The sequence below is a fragment of the Streptomyces sp. NPDC001348 genome (assembly GCF_053597535.1).
Window position 1 is genome coordinate 1 of the sequence record NZ_JBSFIK010000041.1, and the last position, 15,878, is coordinate 15,878.

The window sequence follows — 15,878 nt, forward strand, 5'->3', positions numbered from 1 at the left end:
GGAGAAGAGCACGACGGCCACTTCAAGGCAGGCGCACCGGTGTGGGTGGACCACGGCCCGGACTGCTATGCACCTGCCCTGCTGCGTGCACCTGGCGGCAGATGGCTGCTGTGGGGCTGGTCTTGGGAAGCCCGCGACCAAGCCTGGGCCGTCGCTGGCGGATGGGCCGGCGTCCTCACCGTGCCCCGCGAGATCCATGTCGGCGGCGACGGCACGCTGCGTCAGCGGCCCGCCACCGAGTTGCTCGCGCTGCGCGGTGAGCGCACCGTGCAGGCCGAGGGTGCGACCCATGGCCCGGAGCCGGTGGAACTGGGCAGCGTTGGACGGGCCTTCGACCTGACGGCCCGTCTGGAGCCGACCGGGACTGCCGGCCTGCGGCTGCTCACCACCCCGGACGGTTCCGAGTACCTCGACATCCACCTCGATCCGGACGCGGGCGAACTGGTCGTCGACCGCTACCACGCCTCCTTGGACACGCGGGCCCACGGCGGCGCCTACCGGATGCCCTGCCCCACCGGACAGCCGGTCGACCTCCGCGTGGTCGTCGACCACTCCATCGCCGAGGTCTTCCTGACCTCCACCGGCCAGGTCCTCACGCTGCGGTTCTACCCGACAGGGCAGGAAGCGTGGCGACTTCAGGCCCACACCGCACCGGGCACGCGCCTTCGCTACGCGGTCGACGCTTGGGAGTTGCACCCGCTCGTGATCAAGACGCCGACCGCCGGCGCCGCCGAGCAGTACTGAACCAACAGGTCTGAAGGAGGATCCTCAATGAGCTCGCACGGTTTTGGACGACGTCAGTTCCTCTCAACCGCCATCGGCGTCGCCGCCGCCTGGACCCAGGTTTCCGGCAACGCTGCCGCCGCCACCTCGTCGCGTAATTCTTCCGTGCAGGTCTGGCTGACCGACACGTCGGCCAAGAAGTGGGTCGTCGGCCAGAGCGATGTGCTGTTCCGGACGAAGAGCACCGGCAACCCGCTCACGATCAAGGTCGACGACAGCGTCAAGTACCAGAGGATCCAGGGCTTCGGGGCGGCCATGACCGACTCTTCCGCGTGGCTCATCAACAAGCTGTCCACCGCTGACCGAGCGAAGCTGATGCAGAAGCTGTACGACCCCTCCAAGGGCATCGGCCTCAGCCTGATCCGTACGCCGATGGGCGCCACGGACTTCAACCCGTCCGGCAACTACTCCTACGACGACATGCCGGCGGGACAGACGGACCCGACGCTGTCCAACTTCTCGGTCCAGCACGACGAGAAGTACATCATTCCCATCTTGCGCCAGGCTCTCGCACAGAACCCGTCCGCCAAGATCCTGGCCACCCCATGGAGCCCGCCAGGCTGGATGAAGACCTCGGACTCCATGATCGGCGGCACCCTCAAGAGCGACTACGCTTCCACGCTGGCCGACTACTTCGTGAAGTTCATCAACGCCTACGACAGGGCCGGTGTGCCCATCTCCTACATCACGCCGCAGAACGAGCCCATGGGTACGCCCAGTTGGCCCGGCATGTCCCTGTCCGCCTACCAGGAATCCGCGTTGATCCAGGAGATCGGTCAGGTGTTCGAGGCCAACCGCATCTCCACGAAGATCCTGGCCTGGGACCACAACTGGGATGTGCCCTCGTATCCCGAGACGATCTTCAGCGACCCTGCCGCCTCGCAGTACACGGCCGGCACCGGATGGCACATCTACAGTGGCAACCCGACGTACCAGACTGTGGTCCACAACGACTATCCGGGCAAGGAAACCTACATCACGGAGGCCACCGGAGGCGTCTGGCAGGGTGACGACGAGACGGCGTTCCATGACGCACTCGGCACCTGGATCATCAAGGGCATGCGCAACTGGGCGAACGGTGTGACGCTCTGGAACACCGCACTCGACCCCAAGCTGGGGCCGCTCAACAGCGACACCAACGGCATCCCCATGTGCCGGGCACTGGTCACGGTCGATCCGGACAGCGGGCAGGTGTCCTACAACGTGGACTACCACGCACTCGCTCACGCCAGCCGGTTCGTGAAGCCCGGAGCGCATCGCATCTACTCGAACACCTTCGGGGAAGGAAGCATCGAGAGCGTCGCGTTCCTGAACCCGGACGGCTCGAAGGTCGTGATCGCGTACAACTCGGGTAGCGCCGCGAAGAACTTCAGCGTCGCGGACGGAACGCAGTCCTTCGACTACACCCTGAACGCCGGCGACGCTGTCACGTTCACCTACACGGGCGGGCGCAGCGGCGGGACCCCCGCGGCGACCAATGTCTTCGACCCGTCCCATGACTTCACGTTCAAGTCGTCGCTGGGGCCGATGACGGTCACGTACGACCCGGCACTCCTGCAGTACCAGAACGCCGTCCGCACCGGAAGCAAGCTGCTCACGTACTCCCTGCCGGTCGGGGCGTCCATCAAGACGCCCGGAACGTCACTGAGCCGTGGCAAGTGGACCGCCACGGCCTCCTCGAGCCCGGACTGGGGCGCGGCCTCGAACGCGATCGACGGCGACATCAACAGCCGGTGGAATCTCGGCCAGGGGACGACCAGCGGCGTCTGGTTCCAGGTCGATCTCGGAAGCCCGACGAGCTTCAACAAGATCGTCTTCGCCACCGGAGAAAGCAACTCCTTCGACTACGTCACCAAGTACCAGATATACGTCTCGGACGACGGGGCCGACTGGGGCAGCGCAGTCGCGACCGGCAGCGGGAACATAGGGAAGATAGCCGTCACGTTGCCGGCCCGGACGGCACGGTACATTCGCATTGTCTGTGTCGCGGCATCCGGTTTCTGGTGGAGCATCGCCGAAATCAACGTCTACGGATCCTCGAACGGCACCGGGTCGATCGCGGCCCCGACTGCGGTGCCCAAGGGCCTCCAGCTGAAGACGTGGACCAGTCCGGAAGGGGAGCAGGTCACCGCGGTGTTCAACGGCACCGCCACCAGTCAGGGCTTCCCGGTGTCCGCCGACGGCTCGTACACCTACACCCTGCCGAGCGGAACGTCGGCGATGTTCACCACGCAGAAGCTGTCCAGCTTCCCCGCACCGGTCTTCGGAAGCCTGAAGCCGAAGCAAGGCATACCGCGTGCCAAGTTCACGATCAGCGGTTCTCACTTCGGTGACGCGCAGGGGCTGGGTACGGTGCGTTTCGGGAAGCTCTTCGCCGAGATCGACAGCTGGTCGGACACGAGCATCAGCGCGTACGTACCGAGCGGGCTCCCGGTGGGGACGTACAAGGTCTCGGTGAACGGAGCCGGCGGAGCGGACGCAGGCGGAGCCTCCTTCGACGTCATGGACCTGGGCCCGGCGCTGGCGCGCACAGGCTGGACGGCGACGACCTCGAACACAAGCCCTGACAACGACGGCCCCGCAAACATGCTGGACGGCAATTCCGACACCCGGTACAGCTCCGGAACAGGCCAGTACGACGGCCTGTGGATCCAAGTCGACATGGGACAGACACAGACCTTCGACAAGATCCTTCTCGATTCCGGCAGCAACATCGGCGACTACGCGCGATCCGCGGACGCGTACGTCTCCACGAACGGAACCGACTGGACCAAGGTGTCTTCCATAACGGACGGCCAACGGGTCGAACTCGTCTCGTTCCCGACGCAGACAGCCCGCTACATCAAGATTGTCAATACCGCCGATGTCGCGAGCAACTGGTGGTCAATCGCAGAATTGACCGTCTACAACTGACATGTGCCGTGTTGAACTCGCCCGTTATCGGGGCTGATGGCAAACCTCTTCTGGCTGCTGGAGCTGTATCCGCACGACCGCACCAAGTTCCGCCGTCGGAGTTGTCGGTGGATGGCAGGTGGCGGGTTCCGGCTCGCCGTGTGGGACGACGACCTCATCCGGGACGGGAGCAGGGCGGCCGTGGACCACAGCTGCGGCCCCCAGCCCGAGCACGGCTCCCGGCAACTGGGCCGCGATGAACGGGGCGACGGAGGTGGGAGCAATACCGGCGAGGGCGTGGGTGAACGTCCGGCCGATGGTCACCGCCGGGTTCGCGAAGGACGTGGAGGAGGTGATCCAGTACACGGCCCAGATGTAGGCGGCCACCGCCGCGGGGCGAGCGCGGTGCGGCCGATATGGCTGAGGCCGAAGAACAGCAAGACCAGCCCGGCCGTCGCACCGACCTGGGAGGACGGCTTCGGCTCCTTCGAGGCACCAGCCGGCGCCGGTCATGTCGAGGCGGTCGCCGATGATGTGGCGGCAGCTGCTTCGACGGCGCCGGTGGCGAAGGGGCAGCCGACATCCAGCGCGGTGTCATAGTGGAACTGGTCGAGGTGGCTGGTAGGTAGCGGTGGCAGCCGGTGACAGTCTGGCGGCGTGAGCCGGGCAGGCGTTCACGGTCGGCCTGGGCCAGCATCCATGCCGGGCCAGGGCCCAACGTCGGCGGTCATCCCCTCGCTCGCCTACGTGAAGAAGGCACTGCAAGCCGCTGACGAGTTCCTCGCGCTGGAGATCGTGATAATGGTGGACTGTGGCTTGCGGAACGGTGAAGCCCGGGCGGTGAACATCAACAATGTCGTGGCGGGCGATGTCTACCGGGTGCACGAGCAGATCCACTCCAACACGCACAAGCCGGCGAAGCTGAAGCATCGCAAGGCGGGGGAGTTCCGGGAGGAGCCACCCGTGCTCCGCCAGGCGCCGGGCTTTCGACCGCAGTCCCTCGACTTTCGTCGGCGTCGCATCAACGCCCAGCTCAACCGCGATCTCCTTGGCCCGAAGCGGTCCGTGACCCGTGGATCGCTGCTGTTCCAGCACGCCCAGAATGCACTGATAGTCCGGCGCCAGAACCGTCACCGGCAGCCCTTCCCGCCAGGGCGGCACCGTCGAGCCCGGCACCGGCACGAGCGACAGCACCGCTTTCTCCTCGGCCTCGGTCCCGGCGGTGGTCTCGGCAGCCGAGGCTGTTAGGGCCTCGACCAGCTCTTCCCGCGCGATCACCCGCCGGTCCAGCTCGATCTCGGCGGCCTCCAACACCTCAACCAACCGGGTGACTTCCTCCCGTAGCCCTTCCACCCGCACACGGGCCGCTGTCTCCCGCTCCTCCAGCATTCCCAACACCGACGCCATCGCGCACCCTTCGCTCACGGAGCGGAAACAAGACGCCGAATGCCTCTCTCATTCCGAGCTACACCATGCCTGACCAGCAGAAATCAACGGATCACGTTCGGTTGAGATACGGCTTCTCATGCACGGCCCCACCCAACTGACCGGGGACCGCTACCTGCTTTGGGACGGCACCCCTGACGAGGCGCACGCCTTGCGCGAGGCCCTGGCCTTGTGCGGCTGCACCGAACTGCCCGATGTCGACCGCCCACAGGTGGGGTACCGGGCCACCGGTGCCAGCGGAGACCTGTGCGCTCCCGCCTTGCCCTGGGGTGCCATGGATGTCACCCACTGCCTGACTTCGGCGGAGACCACCCGTGACCCCGAAGGATTCAGCATCCGCTACGCCGCACTCGATGACCTGATCCGCATGCGGCGGGCCCTCGGCCGCCCGAAGGACCAGCGGCGTGCAGAGGAACTCGCACGGCTACGCACCTGATTCGGTAGTACGAGCACTCACCGACGGCTCCCCTGAACAGCCGTGCTCCCGGGACGTCGTCGGCGTCTCCCCCTCGGCATACCTCCAACTGAGACGACGTCTTGAATGCTCGCTCAGAGCGCCAAGGAGACGGGGGGCTCGATGCCGAGCAGAAGACGGGCGTGGTCCTCCTCAGTGACATATGGGTTGAGCCCGGCACAGCGCGTCCCCACGGACACGTCTCGCCAGAAACGCTGCAGGGGGTTGCCGGGGTCGAAGCCGCTGGCGCCGTGCAGGTCGAGCAGCCACTCCACGGCCTGTCGGCATTCCGTGGCTGCGGAAACCAGTCGCATGCGCAGCTGTGCGCGTTCCAGGCTCGGCACGGGGTGCGCGGGATCCGTCGCATCCAGTTGTCCGGCGACATCGAGGACACGCCGGGGCGCGGTGTCGAGCAGGTGACTGGCCTGGCCGAAGCGGTGTCGGGCCAAGGGCGAGTCCGCGAGCCGGGAGTAGGTGGTCTGCGACGGGACCCTCGCGCCGGCAAGCACCCCCTGAAGTACGGCGAGCGCACCGCGGGTCGCGCCGATCATGGGAGCCAGGTGGGCCACCACAGTGCCGACCGTGACGGCAGCGGGCGGGGGCGTGCGCCGGTCAGCAGGTGAGGTCGTGTACTCGGACGGCACCACGACGTCCTCGGCGAGGAGCGTGTGGCTTCCCGTACCCGCCAGCCCGGCACTACGCCACGATTGCTCGACAACCAGGTCTGCCATCGGCACCAGGGCACTGCCCACGCCTGTCAAAGTGTCCTGACGCATGACGGGCACGATGAGGAAGGCCCATGCCGCGTCCTCGCACCCGGACGCCATCCGCCAGCGCCCCGACAACCGCAGGCCGTCCTCGCTCTGCTGTCCATACCCCTCGACGACCGCGGTGGCACACACCAGCGCGTGTGGGTCGGCGAAGTAAGCCGACCGGACCGAACCACGCAGACCGGCGCCGACCGACTTCTTCGAGAGCGCGACAGGGATGTCACCCACGCGGTGGAAGGGCAGGCCGCGCCCAGAGCCATGGCCACCTGCGTCAGAGTGCGCAGATCGGCACCGAGACCACCGAGTTCGCGGGGTACTGTCAGCGCGAAGAGCCCAGCCTCCCCGCACGGCTGCCACGGAGGCGGGCGTCAGGCGGCCGGACTGCTCGGTCTCGGCGGCGTGCTCCGCGAGCGTAGTGGCGAGGGTGACCGCGCGCGCCACAGGTTCCACGCCCGCCGGGCGCATGTCGACAGTGAACCTTTTCCATCTTGATCAGGTGGCGAGCTAGGCGTCGGCACTGGATTTCCGGTGGCCCATGCGGAGGCGATCTGTCGGGTGCATCCGGACGCCCAGGTTCGTTGGCATCATCGCGAAGGTCACGCGTTCGCCGACCGGGCCCGCTGTTGTGTCGGCCTCCAACTCGAAGTGGTGGCACACCATTGCGACGACCATGGTCATCTCGATGAGGGCGAGGTTGCGTCCGGGGCAGAACCGAGGCCCGCCTCCGAAGGGCAGGAACGGTGATACGCCGTTCGTCCGCGGGGCGGAGGGGGACAGCCAGCGCTCGGGCTCGAATGCGCCGGGGTCCGGGTACCTGCTGTCGTCGGCATCCGAAGCGTGTGTCAGTAGCGGCATGACAAGGGTTCCGGCCTTCAGATGCAAGGCGTCCGCTCCGTCCGCAACGGTGATGTCACGGGCGGTCTGCATGATCAAGAAAGGGCTCGTCGGGCGCAGGCGGATCGATTCGTTAACCACCGCCTCGGCATAGCGCAACCGGGACAGGGCGGCCGGGTCGGCTCGGAGTCCCGTGTCCCCCAGCACCCCCTCCGCCTCTTCCCGTACCTTCCGCTGCACCTCGGGATGGGCGGCCAGGTAGTACAGCGCCCATGCGGCAGCGGCGGCAGTGTTGTCCTCCCCCGCTACGATCATGTTGACCACGGCGCTGACGACGTCCTTCTCCGCCAGTTGTTCGCCGCCGTTCGCGCCTGCCTCGGCGAGCGCCTCGAGGTAAGTAACCGGCTCCCGCCCTTCTGCCACGCTACGCCTGGCCTGGACGTACTGTTTCTCCACCAAGCCACGGAGCTCCGCAATGGTGGCGTCCAGCCTGCGGTCAGCGGGCAGGCGGACCCACCGCCAGTACGGGATCGGGCTGGAGATCCGGCGCCCGAGTTTCTCGAAAGCCAGTGGCAGGCGCCCGGCCAGGCCATCGCTTTGCTGTGGTCCCACGGCGTCCAGATCGTGGCCTGAGAACAAGGCCGTCGACACTTCGACCGTGTAGCGCATCAGGTCGTCGAGGACGTCCACCCGCGCACCCCCCGTAGCGGCCCAGAGCATCTGGAGCCGCTCGACAGACCGGATGATCACGGAGAAGGAGTCACGCAATGCCTCGGCACGTAAGCCCCGCATTGCGATCTGGCGCATACGGTGCCAGTCCTCGCCTTCTGCATCGAACAGACCTGGAGCGCCTATCTCGTGGATGAGTTGCGCCAGCAGCGGAGCCCGCCGGAATGCTCCCGGTCGCTCGCGCAGAACTGTCTGAACGATGTTCGGCGACGAGGTGACGACCAGGGGAGTACGGCCGAACCGGATCCGGTAGATCGGGCCGTACGTGTCCCGCCAGTCATGGAGCACACGGTGCATGGCCGGACCGCGCGCCAGGGCCGGGAGGTGACCCAGCAGGGGAAACGCCGACGGCTCCGGGAGGTCGTTGACAGTGAGCATGCTCTCGGTCCTTTCCATGGCAGATCAGGCCTGGGCACACAGGTTGACACCCGTTAACCGCGACTGAAGTTAACAGCTGTCAACCTGTCATGTCGAGTGTCGTCGGCCTCGGATGACCGGAGCGGGAAGGGGCGACCGCTGACACGCCAAAAGGCGAAGAGGGAGAAGAGGGGCGGCCTGGTGACGGCGTTCAGGCAGTGAAGCCCCACAGGATGAAGAGCCGGTCGACGTGTGTCTCCACGTCCGGCCACGCCAGGTGTGGCTTGTGGATGCGCAGGGAGACCACTCCGTGCATGCCGACCCAGAGATCCTCAGCAGTGACGCGCTCGTCTGCGCCCGCCCCTCTGGCCAGTTGGCCGATGCCTCCCAGGACAACGTCCGCCGCCCCGCTCTGTACGTAGTCGTCGCCCAGTTGGCCGGCACTCTCAAAACGCAGCTGGTACAGCCCTGGGTTGGCGACGCCCCAGGCCAAGTAGGCAGCGGCGATGCGGCGGAGGCGGTCGAGAGGAGGCAGCTTCGGATCGTCGGCCTCGGTCAGCGCAGCGACGAAGATGGCATCGATGCGCAGGAGAATGGCTCGGTTGAGCTCACTCTGCGAGGCGAAGTAGCGGTACACCGCAGTGGCGGACACCCCGCAGGCCCGGGCCGCCGACCGCAAGGACGGCACGGCGAGAACCAGGCCGGGAGAGGCCAGTTCAAGGGCCGCGTCCAGCAGCCGGTCACGCAATGCTTCGCCAGGCACCCGCCACATCCCTCATTCGGTCGAGTTCGTTCGTAAGAACTTAACGCGGCGCCCCGGAGAGACCCATCGAGTCGTTTCCAACCTGACGGGAGGTTGGACGGGCGGCCCTGGCCGCGGACATGAAGAAAGCTCCTGGTAGACGGGTTCACGACCAAGATCACCAGTCCGCCAGAAGCTTTCGTATGCTTGTCTACCCGTCCGCCATTGATCTGTCCAGCCGCGCCTTGCGCCACCTCTCCGGTCTTCTCGCAGGTCACCGCCGCCGCATCGGCTCCCGGTGGCGTCGCCTGACCTGCGGCCGGCAGGCCCTGCTCGTCCTGGCCCACCTGCGCTGCGGCGACACCTACGCCCGCCTCGCGGCAGCTTTCCGCATCGGGATCGCCACGGCCTACCGCTACATACGCGAGGCCGTCGACCTCCTGGCCGACCTCGCGCCCACGCTGGAACAGGCCATGGAGACCGTGCGGAAGAAGGCGTACGTGATCCTCGACGGCACCGTGCTGCCGATCGAGCGCATCGCTGCCGACCGCCCGTACTACTCGGGGAAGAAGAAGCACCACGGGATGAACGTGCAGGTCCTCGCGGATCCAGCCGGCCGTCTGATCTGGGCCTCCGACGCGCTACCCGGGACCGTGCACGATCTGACCGCGGCCCGGGCCCACGGCGTTCCTGCGGCTTTCGCCGCCGACGACATCAAGTGCTGGGCGGACAAGGCGTATCAGGGCGCAGGTCCTGCTGTCCGCGTCTCGTTCCGGGGCAGGGGTCTGCGCGGCTGGCGGCGCCGTCACAACCGAGATCACGCCAAGATCCGCAGCCTCGGCGAACGCGCCATGGCCACCTCAAATGCTGGCGGCTCTTACGGAAGCTCCGCTGCAGCACCACCCGGATCACCGCCGTCGTCCGAGCAGTCATCGCACTCGAACTCGCCTCCTGATCAAGATGGAAAAGGCTCAGTGTCAATGGACACGAGGGATTGCATCTCCTGTAGGTCGGTGGGGGATCGCGGGGGCTTGCCGTAGGCGGGGAGTGTCAGTCGGTTCGTGTGCCGACCGGGGAAGGGGCTGTACGGTTCCCGAGAGGGCCAGGCGCTGGGCCTGGGGTGAGCCGGGTTCGGCGGTGAAGAGAATGAAGCGCAAGTCGCCGTCGTCGATGGACAGCGTGTCGCAGTCGACGACGATGTCGCCTGCGTCAGGGTGACGTACCGAAACGCGCTCCTCACGGGCCGGCGCACCGGCCCGGCCTTCCCACAGTGAGCGGAAGCGGCTGCTGGTGGCGATGAGATCGCCCACCAGAGTGCTCAGGCGTGCGTCTGCCGGATAGCGGATGACCGCTCTGCGCAGGTCGGCAACGACGGTGGCCTCAAAGTGGGCGGTCCGTCCGGAGGAGCGGAAGATCGATCCGGGTGTGCCGACGAACAGGCGCCAGGCCACGTTCCGTTCACGTCCTGGGCCGGGCTCCGGCCCGCAGCCCATCACGGAACTCCAGCTGCTGTTCCATGCGATCACCGTCCAGGCCGCATCGCAGACACACAGGAACGTCGGTCAGCCGGTCGAGCAGGCGCAGGGCGCCACCACCGATGTGTTGTGGTACATAGCCGTCTCCAGCCAGGGAGTAGCCGGCGAGCACGCAGAAATACTCGTAGTCGTCGCGGCCCAGCCGCAGAGCCCGCGCAAGTGCTTCCAGGACCTCCCGGCAGGGATGGCCCTGCCCCTGCTCCAGGCGCTTGATGTAGTCGGCTGAAACCCCTGCCAGTCGGCCCAGCTCCTCGCGCCGCAGGCCAGGAACTCAGCGGCGGTCGATGCTAGGAACGCCCGCCTGCTCAGGCGACGTTCGATCGCGCCACTGCCGCAGCATCGCTCCGAAGTTGTTGCTTTCCAACATGTTCCGACTCTAGTTACCCGGCGCCTGGTCAGCCTGGCCCAAACACTCCCAGGCAACCGCGTCCAGGACGCCAGCATGGTTTCGCTGTCGCTGGGTGGCGGGGGGTGCAGCGGGACTTCGATCGTGCGGGGGCGGTCTCACGGAGACCGCCCGTGTGGCCGTCCTGACGGTGGACACCGACGGCGAGGTTGTGCAGGCCGGCCCTGATGCGCGGCGCGGGTGGGGGCAGTTCGAGTGGGTACCGGCGGTGGTCATGAGCCTGGGGCCGCGGTGCCCGGCACGATCGGGGCAGGTCGAAACTTCAGCGGTCGACGATGCCCGACCGCCAGGCCCATGCGGCGATCTCGACGCGGTTTCGGGCGGGGAGTTTGGTCTGCACGTTGCCCAGATGGGTTTTCACCGTGCCCACGGAGATCGACAGTTCTGCGGCGATCTCCGCGTTGGTGAGGCCGTTGGCCACGAGCCGTACCACGTCCGTCTCGCGGGCCGACAGGCCATAGGACCGCGGTTCCCGGGCGCCGTGCGCGGCCGGGGTCGGCAGGCCCCTGAACAGTCGAAGCGTGATCGACGGGCTGACCAGGGCTTCCCCGGACGCCGCGGCGCGGATCGCCTCGACCAGCAGCGCGGGGCCGGAGTCCTTGAGCAGGAAGCCGCAGGCCCCGTCGCGCAGGGCGCGGTGGACGTACTCGTCGTCGTCGAACGTCGTGGCCACGACGACCTTCGGGGGGTCGACCAGGCCGGGACGGGTCAGCCGGCGCAGCGCCTCCAGGCCGTCCAGCCGGGGCATGCGGATGTCCATCAGGACGACGTCGGGGCGGTGTCGCTCGGCGAGTTCCACCGCCTCCAGGCCGTCCGCGGCTTGTCCGACGACCTCGATGTCGTCCTCGGCTGCCAGAATCATCTCGAAGCCGGTCCGGACCATGGCCTGGTCGTCGGCCAGCAGCACACGGATCTTCTCCCGGCCCGTCATGCCGCGCTTCCCACGGACGCGTCCAGGCGTGCGCCTACCGGCAGCGTCGCCTCGACGCGCCAGCCTCCGGCCGCCGCGGGGCCCGACTGGACCCGGCCACCGATCATGCCCACCCGCTCCGCCAGCCCCTTCAGTCCGAAACCACCGCCGAGCGCCTGGAGGGCCTGGTGGCCGGCGCGGGTCCGTCCGTCGTCGCTCACGGTCACGGTGACCCGGGGCCCGGAGCGGACCAGGCGCACCTGAACCTCGGTGAAGTCGCGAGCGTGCTTGCGTATGTTGGTCAGCGCCTCCATGACCACCCGGTGCAGGGTGGTGACCACCTCCACGGGCAGGTCCTCAAAGTCGCCCTCCGTCCGCAGGCTCGCCCGGCCGCCGCCGACCGGGGCGAACTCCTCGACGAGGGAACGCACTTCCGCCATGCCGACGAGCGGGGCGGTGACCGTTTCCCGCGTCTCGCCCGCGTCCGCCGGGGCGGTGTCGCGCAACATCCCGACCATCGCACGCATCGACTTCAGCGCCTCCGCCCCCGCGTGCTCGATCCGTTCCAGTGCCGGGGGCACCAGGTCCGGGCGGCGGGCGGCGATCGAGCGCGCCCCCTGTGCCTGGATGACGATGCCCGTGACATGGTGGGCGACGAAGTCGTGCAGGTCCCTGGCGAACTCGGCGCGTTGCTCGAGCCGTACGGCGGTCTCCCTGCGCTGCCGGTCGGTGACGACCAGACGTATGGTCAGGCCGATGGTCAGGGCGGCTATGGCCGCCAGGGTGAAGAAGAACGCCAGGACCATGCTGCTCAGATCGATCTCGACGGCCAACGGGCGCAGGACGATCGCCGCGATGCAGGCCGCCGCGGCCACAGCCGCCCTCCTCGGCGCGCCGCGCCATGCGGTCAGCGTCAACAACCCCAGCAGCGCCGCCGGTTCGGTGAATCCGACCGGTGGCTCCACGGGCGTGTACCCGTTCTCGTTCCGGACGGACAACACCCAGATGACGTGGACGGAGGCCGTCGTACCGAGCGACAGCGCCGCCACGGCACCGGTCACGAGCGGCAGGCCCTGGGCGCCCAGCCGGGGCCAGAGCAGGAGAGCGGCGGCCGACAGCATCGCCGAGCACAGCATCAGCGGACCGGCCGTGTGTGCGTCGACGCTGGTGAACGCCTGGCCCAGCAGACCGAACGCGCCGATCAGGTAGTCGAACCAACCGAGACAGAGCAGCAGCACGCCCACGACGGGCCACATCGCCGTGCGCACCCACGACCATCGCCAAGATCGCCAGGACGTCATGTCGGGAGCCTAGCCGGAAGGTCGGCCGAAAGTCGTAGTGCTCTCTGAAAGATCTGACTTTCGCAAGATCCGCCGCCGGGTGCGGCGGACGAGAGTTGACTTCGCCGCCGGACGCCACCGGCAGTCAACCCGGCAAAGCAAGGAGCAACTCCCCATGGCCGACGTCAACTTCGAGATCGGTGCCCCCACCGTGCTGGGGCCGCTGCTGGCCTCGTTCGGCGTGCTGGTGGCCGTCCGGGTACGCCAGGGCAGACCCGGCTGGACGGGAGGGCACGCCGTGACCCGCCTGCTGGCGGCCGGATACGCAGCCGGCGTCCTCGCCCTCACGCTCTTCCCGATCGTGGTGACCTACGGCAAGTACGCCAACCAGATGCCCTGGACCAACCAGATCAACTGGATCCCGGTGCCCAGCCCCGACCCGAGCATCGTCGCCAACGTGATCCTGACGGTCCCGCTCGGCATGCTGCTCCCGCTGATGTCGGCCCGGGCCGGGTCGAAGGGGCGGGTCACGGCCCTCACAGCGGCGGTGAGTCTGTCGATCGAGCTGACCCAGCTCCTCATGTACATCGTGTGCAACAACGCCCGTCTGACCGATGTCACCGACCTCGTGGTCAACACGCTCGGCGGGCTCATCGGGTACGTCGTCCTCCACCGCGCGGCCCGCGTCCCGGCCCTGGCCCGCCTGCTGCACACCCTCGCCCTGCCTGGCTCCGCGTTCGCCACGCGGGGGCCAGTGGCGCCCCGCCCGGCCGATGCCACCGCCGCCAACTCCTGACCGTGGCCCGACGGGCCGCCACCGAAGGCCACCACGCGGGCACGACTATGCACCGTCGTTGTGGTGCCCGGCGCGTACACCAGCGGCACCAACCACTTCGCCCACGCGGGAACCCCCGCCGACACAGCACGGGCCGCTCAGTACGACACCCTCTACGGCAAGCTACGCAAGGACATGGCGGGCGCCCTGACCGCGATCTTCCCCGACGGCCACGACGCCTCCGAGGTCGCCGACGAGATCGTCCGCGTCGTCGGCCTGCCCGCGGGCAAGCGACCCTTTCGTGTCCACGCCGACCCCAGCAAAGACGGCAGCGAAGTCGTCTCCGCCGTCTACGACCGCACACGCGCCGAGTTCTACCGGCGCACCGGCCTCGCAGAACTGCTCACCGACCAGGCCAGTCTGTAACCCGAACACCCCTCGGCCACCACGCCGATCAACGGGCCCGGACCCGCCCGCAGCCCGCAACGACTGTGCCCGCGACACCCTTTGACCACCTGAGAGGTCTCAGCGATGAGCATTCATACAGACACTTCAGGCACTTCCCCCTCGGACACGCCGTGGGCACTGGTGACCGGTTCGACCAGCGGGATCGGCCGGGCGACGGCACTGGGCCTGGCCGGCGATGGATACGCGCTCATCATCACCGGCCGCGACAAGGACCGGGCTGCCGAGAGCCGCCGAATCATCGAGTCCGCGGGCGGCCGTGCGATCGACCTGGTCGCCGACCTGGCCGACCCCGCAGCGGTACGCACCCTCATCGGCCAGGTACGTGAGGCCATCGACGGCCCGCTCGAAGTCCTGGTCCACAACGCCGGCGGCGGCAGCTTCGCACCGACCGAAGCCACGCCGGAGACCATGTTCGACACCGCGTTCAACGTCCATGCCAAAGCACCGTTCCTCCTGACCGGCGCGTTCGCCCCCGCCATGGCCGAACGCGGACACGGGGTCATCATCAACGTCGGCAGCCTGAGCACCTCGATGGCCGCATCCGGCACCTGCGCCTTCCAGGCATCAAAAGCGGCTCTGTCCATGATGACCAAGTCATGGACCGCCGAGTACGGCCCCCGAGGCGTCAGGGTCAACTCCGTCGACCCCGGCTACATCCTCACCCGCGTCAACCAGGACATCCGCTCCATGTTCACCACCTACCTCGCCTCGCTGCCCGCCGGCCGCGGCGGAGACCCCAACGAGGTCGCGAACGCCATCCGCTTCCTCGTCTCCCCCCAGGCGTCCTACATCAACGGAGCAACACTCGCCGTGGACGGCGGGAAGAACGCCGTCGTCGTCATGTAGAAAACCCATCCAGATGCGCGGACTCCAGCCTGCGCCCGGGCGCAGGCCGTCCGGGCTGCGCTCTGATCTTGTGCCTGTGGACGGCTGCCCCGCCGAGCCCGGCCTGTCATCCGACCTGCCTGACAAACGAAACGACACCAAGGAGCTCAATTCCAGTAATCGGCGATCAGTCGTTGACCTCCGCACTGTGGGTTTGGAGACCGGCCTGTCCGTCGGGGGCGACTTGTAGGCACCGTTGCCTACGCTGATCCACCGTCCCCGCGGGGCAGCCTGGAGAGTGATGCGGCCCCCGAACACCCCTCAGCACCTCTGAGTAGTCGTCAGGAAAGTCAGCAATCGGTCAGAGTGAGTCCTCAAACACCCGGCGACAGCTGACCACACATGCGAAACGTTGTAGCCTCCGAACATCGCCCTTGACCTGCAGAAGCAGGCAGGGAGCAGGACGAATCGGGAGTTTCCTCATGTTTCGTACAATGTTCAAGTCCAAGATCTAGCGTTTGGGTGTTTTCGCAGCTCAGCGCACTGATCGCGGCCTCCGGGTCAGTAAAAGGTCAGCATCAGGCCGGGCGGTGTCCGGCATGCTGACCTGCACCTACGGCAGGGCCTGCTGCGCCGCCCATCGCCCTGCTCGGAAGGCTTGGTGCGTGGCTC

General features: G+C 67.6%; 15 protein-coding genes and 2 pseudogenes. 7 read left to right on the top strand and 10 right to left on the bottom strand.

The annotated features are described in order from the left end of the window. Both ACWC21_RS32475 and ACWC21_RS32480 read left to right on the top strand, forming a co-directional pair. The coding region (locus ACWC21_RS32475; protein WP_450887048.1) for a GH32 C-terminal domain-containing protein at positions 1 to 744 on the top strand (744 nt) is incomplete at its 5' end. Between the two features lie 27 nt (positions 745 to 771). Continuing rightward, a complete protein-coding gene (locus tag ACWC21_RS32480; protein WP_450887049.1) occupies positions 772 to 3,696 on the top strand; it encodes a discoidin domain-containing protein in 2,925 nt (974 codons plus the stop codon). Positions 3,697 to 3,720: 24 nt separating this feature from the next. On the opposite strand, the pseudogene ACWC21_RS32485 reads toward ACWC21_RS32480, so the two are convergent. Together ACWC21_RS32485 and ACWC21_RS32490 are read right to left on the bottom strand one after the other, a co-directional pair. Further along, positions 3,721 to 4,142: pseudogene (locus tag ACWC21_RS32485) on the bottom strand (aquaporin family protein); the annotation flags it as partial. A 127-nt stretch (positions 4,143 to 4,269) separates the two neighbouring features. Beyond that, positions 4,270 to 5,082, bottom strand: coding sequence for a hypothetical protein (locus ACWC21_RS32490; RefSeq protein ID WP_450887050.1), 813 nt, complete (start codon positions 5,080 to 5,082; stop codon positions 4,270 to 4,272). A 118-nt stretch (positions 5,083 to 5,200) separates the two neighbouring features. Here ACWC21_RS32490 and ACWC21_RS32495 point away from each other — a divergent pair, with 118 nt between their 5' ends. Beyond that, positions 5,201 to 5,557: a hypothetical protein gene (locus ACWC21_RS32495; RefSeq protein ID WP_450887052.1), complete on the top strand. Its 357-nt coding sequence runs from the start codon at positions 5,201 to 5,203 to the stop codon at positions 5,555 to 5,557. 113 nt (positions 5,558 to 5,670) lie between these two features. On the opposite strand, the gene ACWC21_RS32500 is transcribed toward ACWC21_RS32495, so the two are convergent. The 4 genes from ACWC21_RS32500 to ACWC21_RS32515 form a co-directional block, all read right to left on the bottom strand. Continuing rightward, on the bottom strand, positions 5,671 to 6,126 hold the full coding sequence (locus ACWC21_RS32500) for an acyl-CoA dehydrogenase family protein (RefSeq protein WP_450887054.1): 456 nt from the start codon (positions 6,124 to 6,126) through the stop codon (positions 5,671 to 5,673). Positions 6,127 to 6,332: 206 nt separating this feature from the next. After that, complete coding sequence (locus ACWC21_RS32505) at positions 6,333 to 6,668, bottom strand: hypothetical protein (protein ID WP_450887169.1); 336 nt, start codon at positions 6,666 to 6,668, stop codon at positions 6,333 to 6,335. 181 nt (positions 6,669 to 6,849) lie between these two features. Further along, positions 6,850 to 8,286: a cytochrome P450 gene (locus ACWC21_RS32510; RefSeq protein WP_450887056.1), complete on the bottom strand. Its 1,437-nt coding sequence runs from the start codon at positions 8,284 to 8,286 to the stop codon at positions 6,850 to 6,852. Between the two features lie 190 nt (positions 8,287 to 8,476). Further along, entirely contained in the window at positions 8,477 to 9,028 is a 552-nt protein-coding gene (locus tag ACWC21_RS32515) for a TetR/AcrR family transcriptional regulator (protein WP_249834976.1), read from the bottom strand. Positions 9,029 to 9,210: 182 nt separating this feature from the next. On the opposite strand from ACWC21_RS32515, the pseudogene ACWC21_RS32520 reads away from it, so the two are divergent. Further along, positions 9,211 to 9,962 (top strand): annotated as a pseudogene (locus ACWC21_RS32520) (transposase family protein). A 22-nt stretch (positions 9,963 to 9,984) separates the two neighbouring features. On the opposite strand, the gene ACWC21_RS32525 reads toward ACWC21_RS32520, so the two are convergent. From ACWC21_RS32525 to ACWC21_RS32540, 4 genes are all read right to left on the bottom strand, one after another. Continuing rightward, positions 9,985 to 10,500 (bottom strand): MmyB family transcriptional regulator, encoded by a 516-nt coding sequence (locus ACWC21_RS32525; RefSeq protein WP_450887171.1) that lies wholly within the window; start codon positions 10,498 to 10,500, stop codon positions 9,985 to 9,987. Further along, positions 10,466 to 10,804 (bottom strand): helix-turn-helix domain-containing protein, encoded by a 339-nt coding sequence (locus tag ACWC21_RS32530; RefSeq protein ID WP_450887173.1) that lies wholly within the window; start codon positions 10,802 to 10,804, stop codon positions 10,466 to 10,468. The genes ACWC21_RS32525 and ACWC21_RS32530 overlap by 35 nt, the downstream gene beginning before the upstream one ends. A 406-nt stretch (positions 10,805 to 11,210) precedes the next feature. Then, positions 11,211 to 11,879, bottom strand: a complete 669-nt coding sequence (locus ACWC21_RS32535; protein ID WP_450887058.1) for a response regulator — start codon at positions 11,877 to 11,879, stop codon at positions 11,211 to 11,213. Beyond that, a complete protein-coding gene (locus ACWC21_RS32540) occupies positions 11,876 to 13,159 on the bottom strand; it encodes a sensor histidine kinase (RefSeq protein ID WP_450887060.1) in 1,284 nt (427 codons plus the stop codon). Before ACWC21_RS32540 ends, ACWC21_RS32535 begins: the two co-directional genes overlap by 4 nt. Positions 13,160 to 13,313: 154 nt before the next feature. Between ACWC21_RS32540 and ACWC21_RS32545 the strand changes: the two genes are divergently transcribed. From ACWC21_RS32545 to ACWC21_RS32555, 3 genes are all read left to right on the top strand, one after another. Then, positions 13,314 to 13,934: a VanZ family protein gene (locus ACWC21_RS32545; RefSeq protein WP_450887061.1), complete on the top strand. Its 621-nt coding sequence runs from the start codon at positions 13,314 to 13,316 to the stop codon at positions 13,932 to 13,934. Positions 13,935 to 13,997: 63 nt separating this feature from the next. Then, positions 13,998 to 14,339, top strand: a complete 342-nt coding sequence (locus tag ACWC21_RS32550) for a hypothetical protein (protein WP_450887063.1) — start codon at positions 13,998 to 14,000, stop codon at positions 14,337 to 14,339. Between the two features lie 105 nt (positions 14,340 to 14,444). Further along, a complete protein-coding gene (locus ACWC21_RS32555; protein WP_450887065.1) occupies positions 14,445 to 15,227 on the top strand; it encodes an SDR family NAD(P)-dependent oxidoreductase in 783 nt (260 codons plus the stop codon). Positions 15,228 to 15,878: the final 651 nt, after the last annotated feature.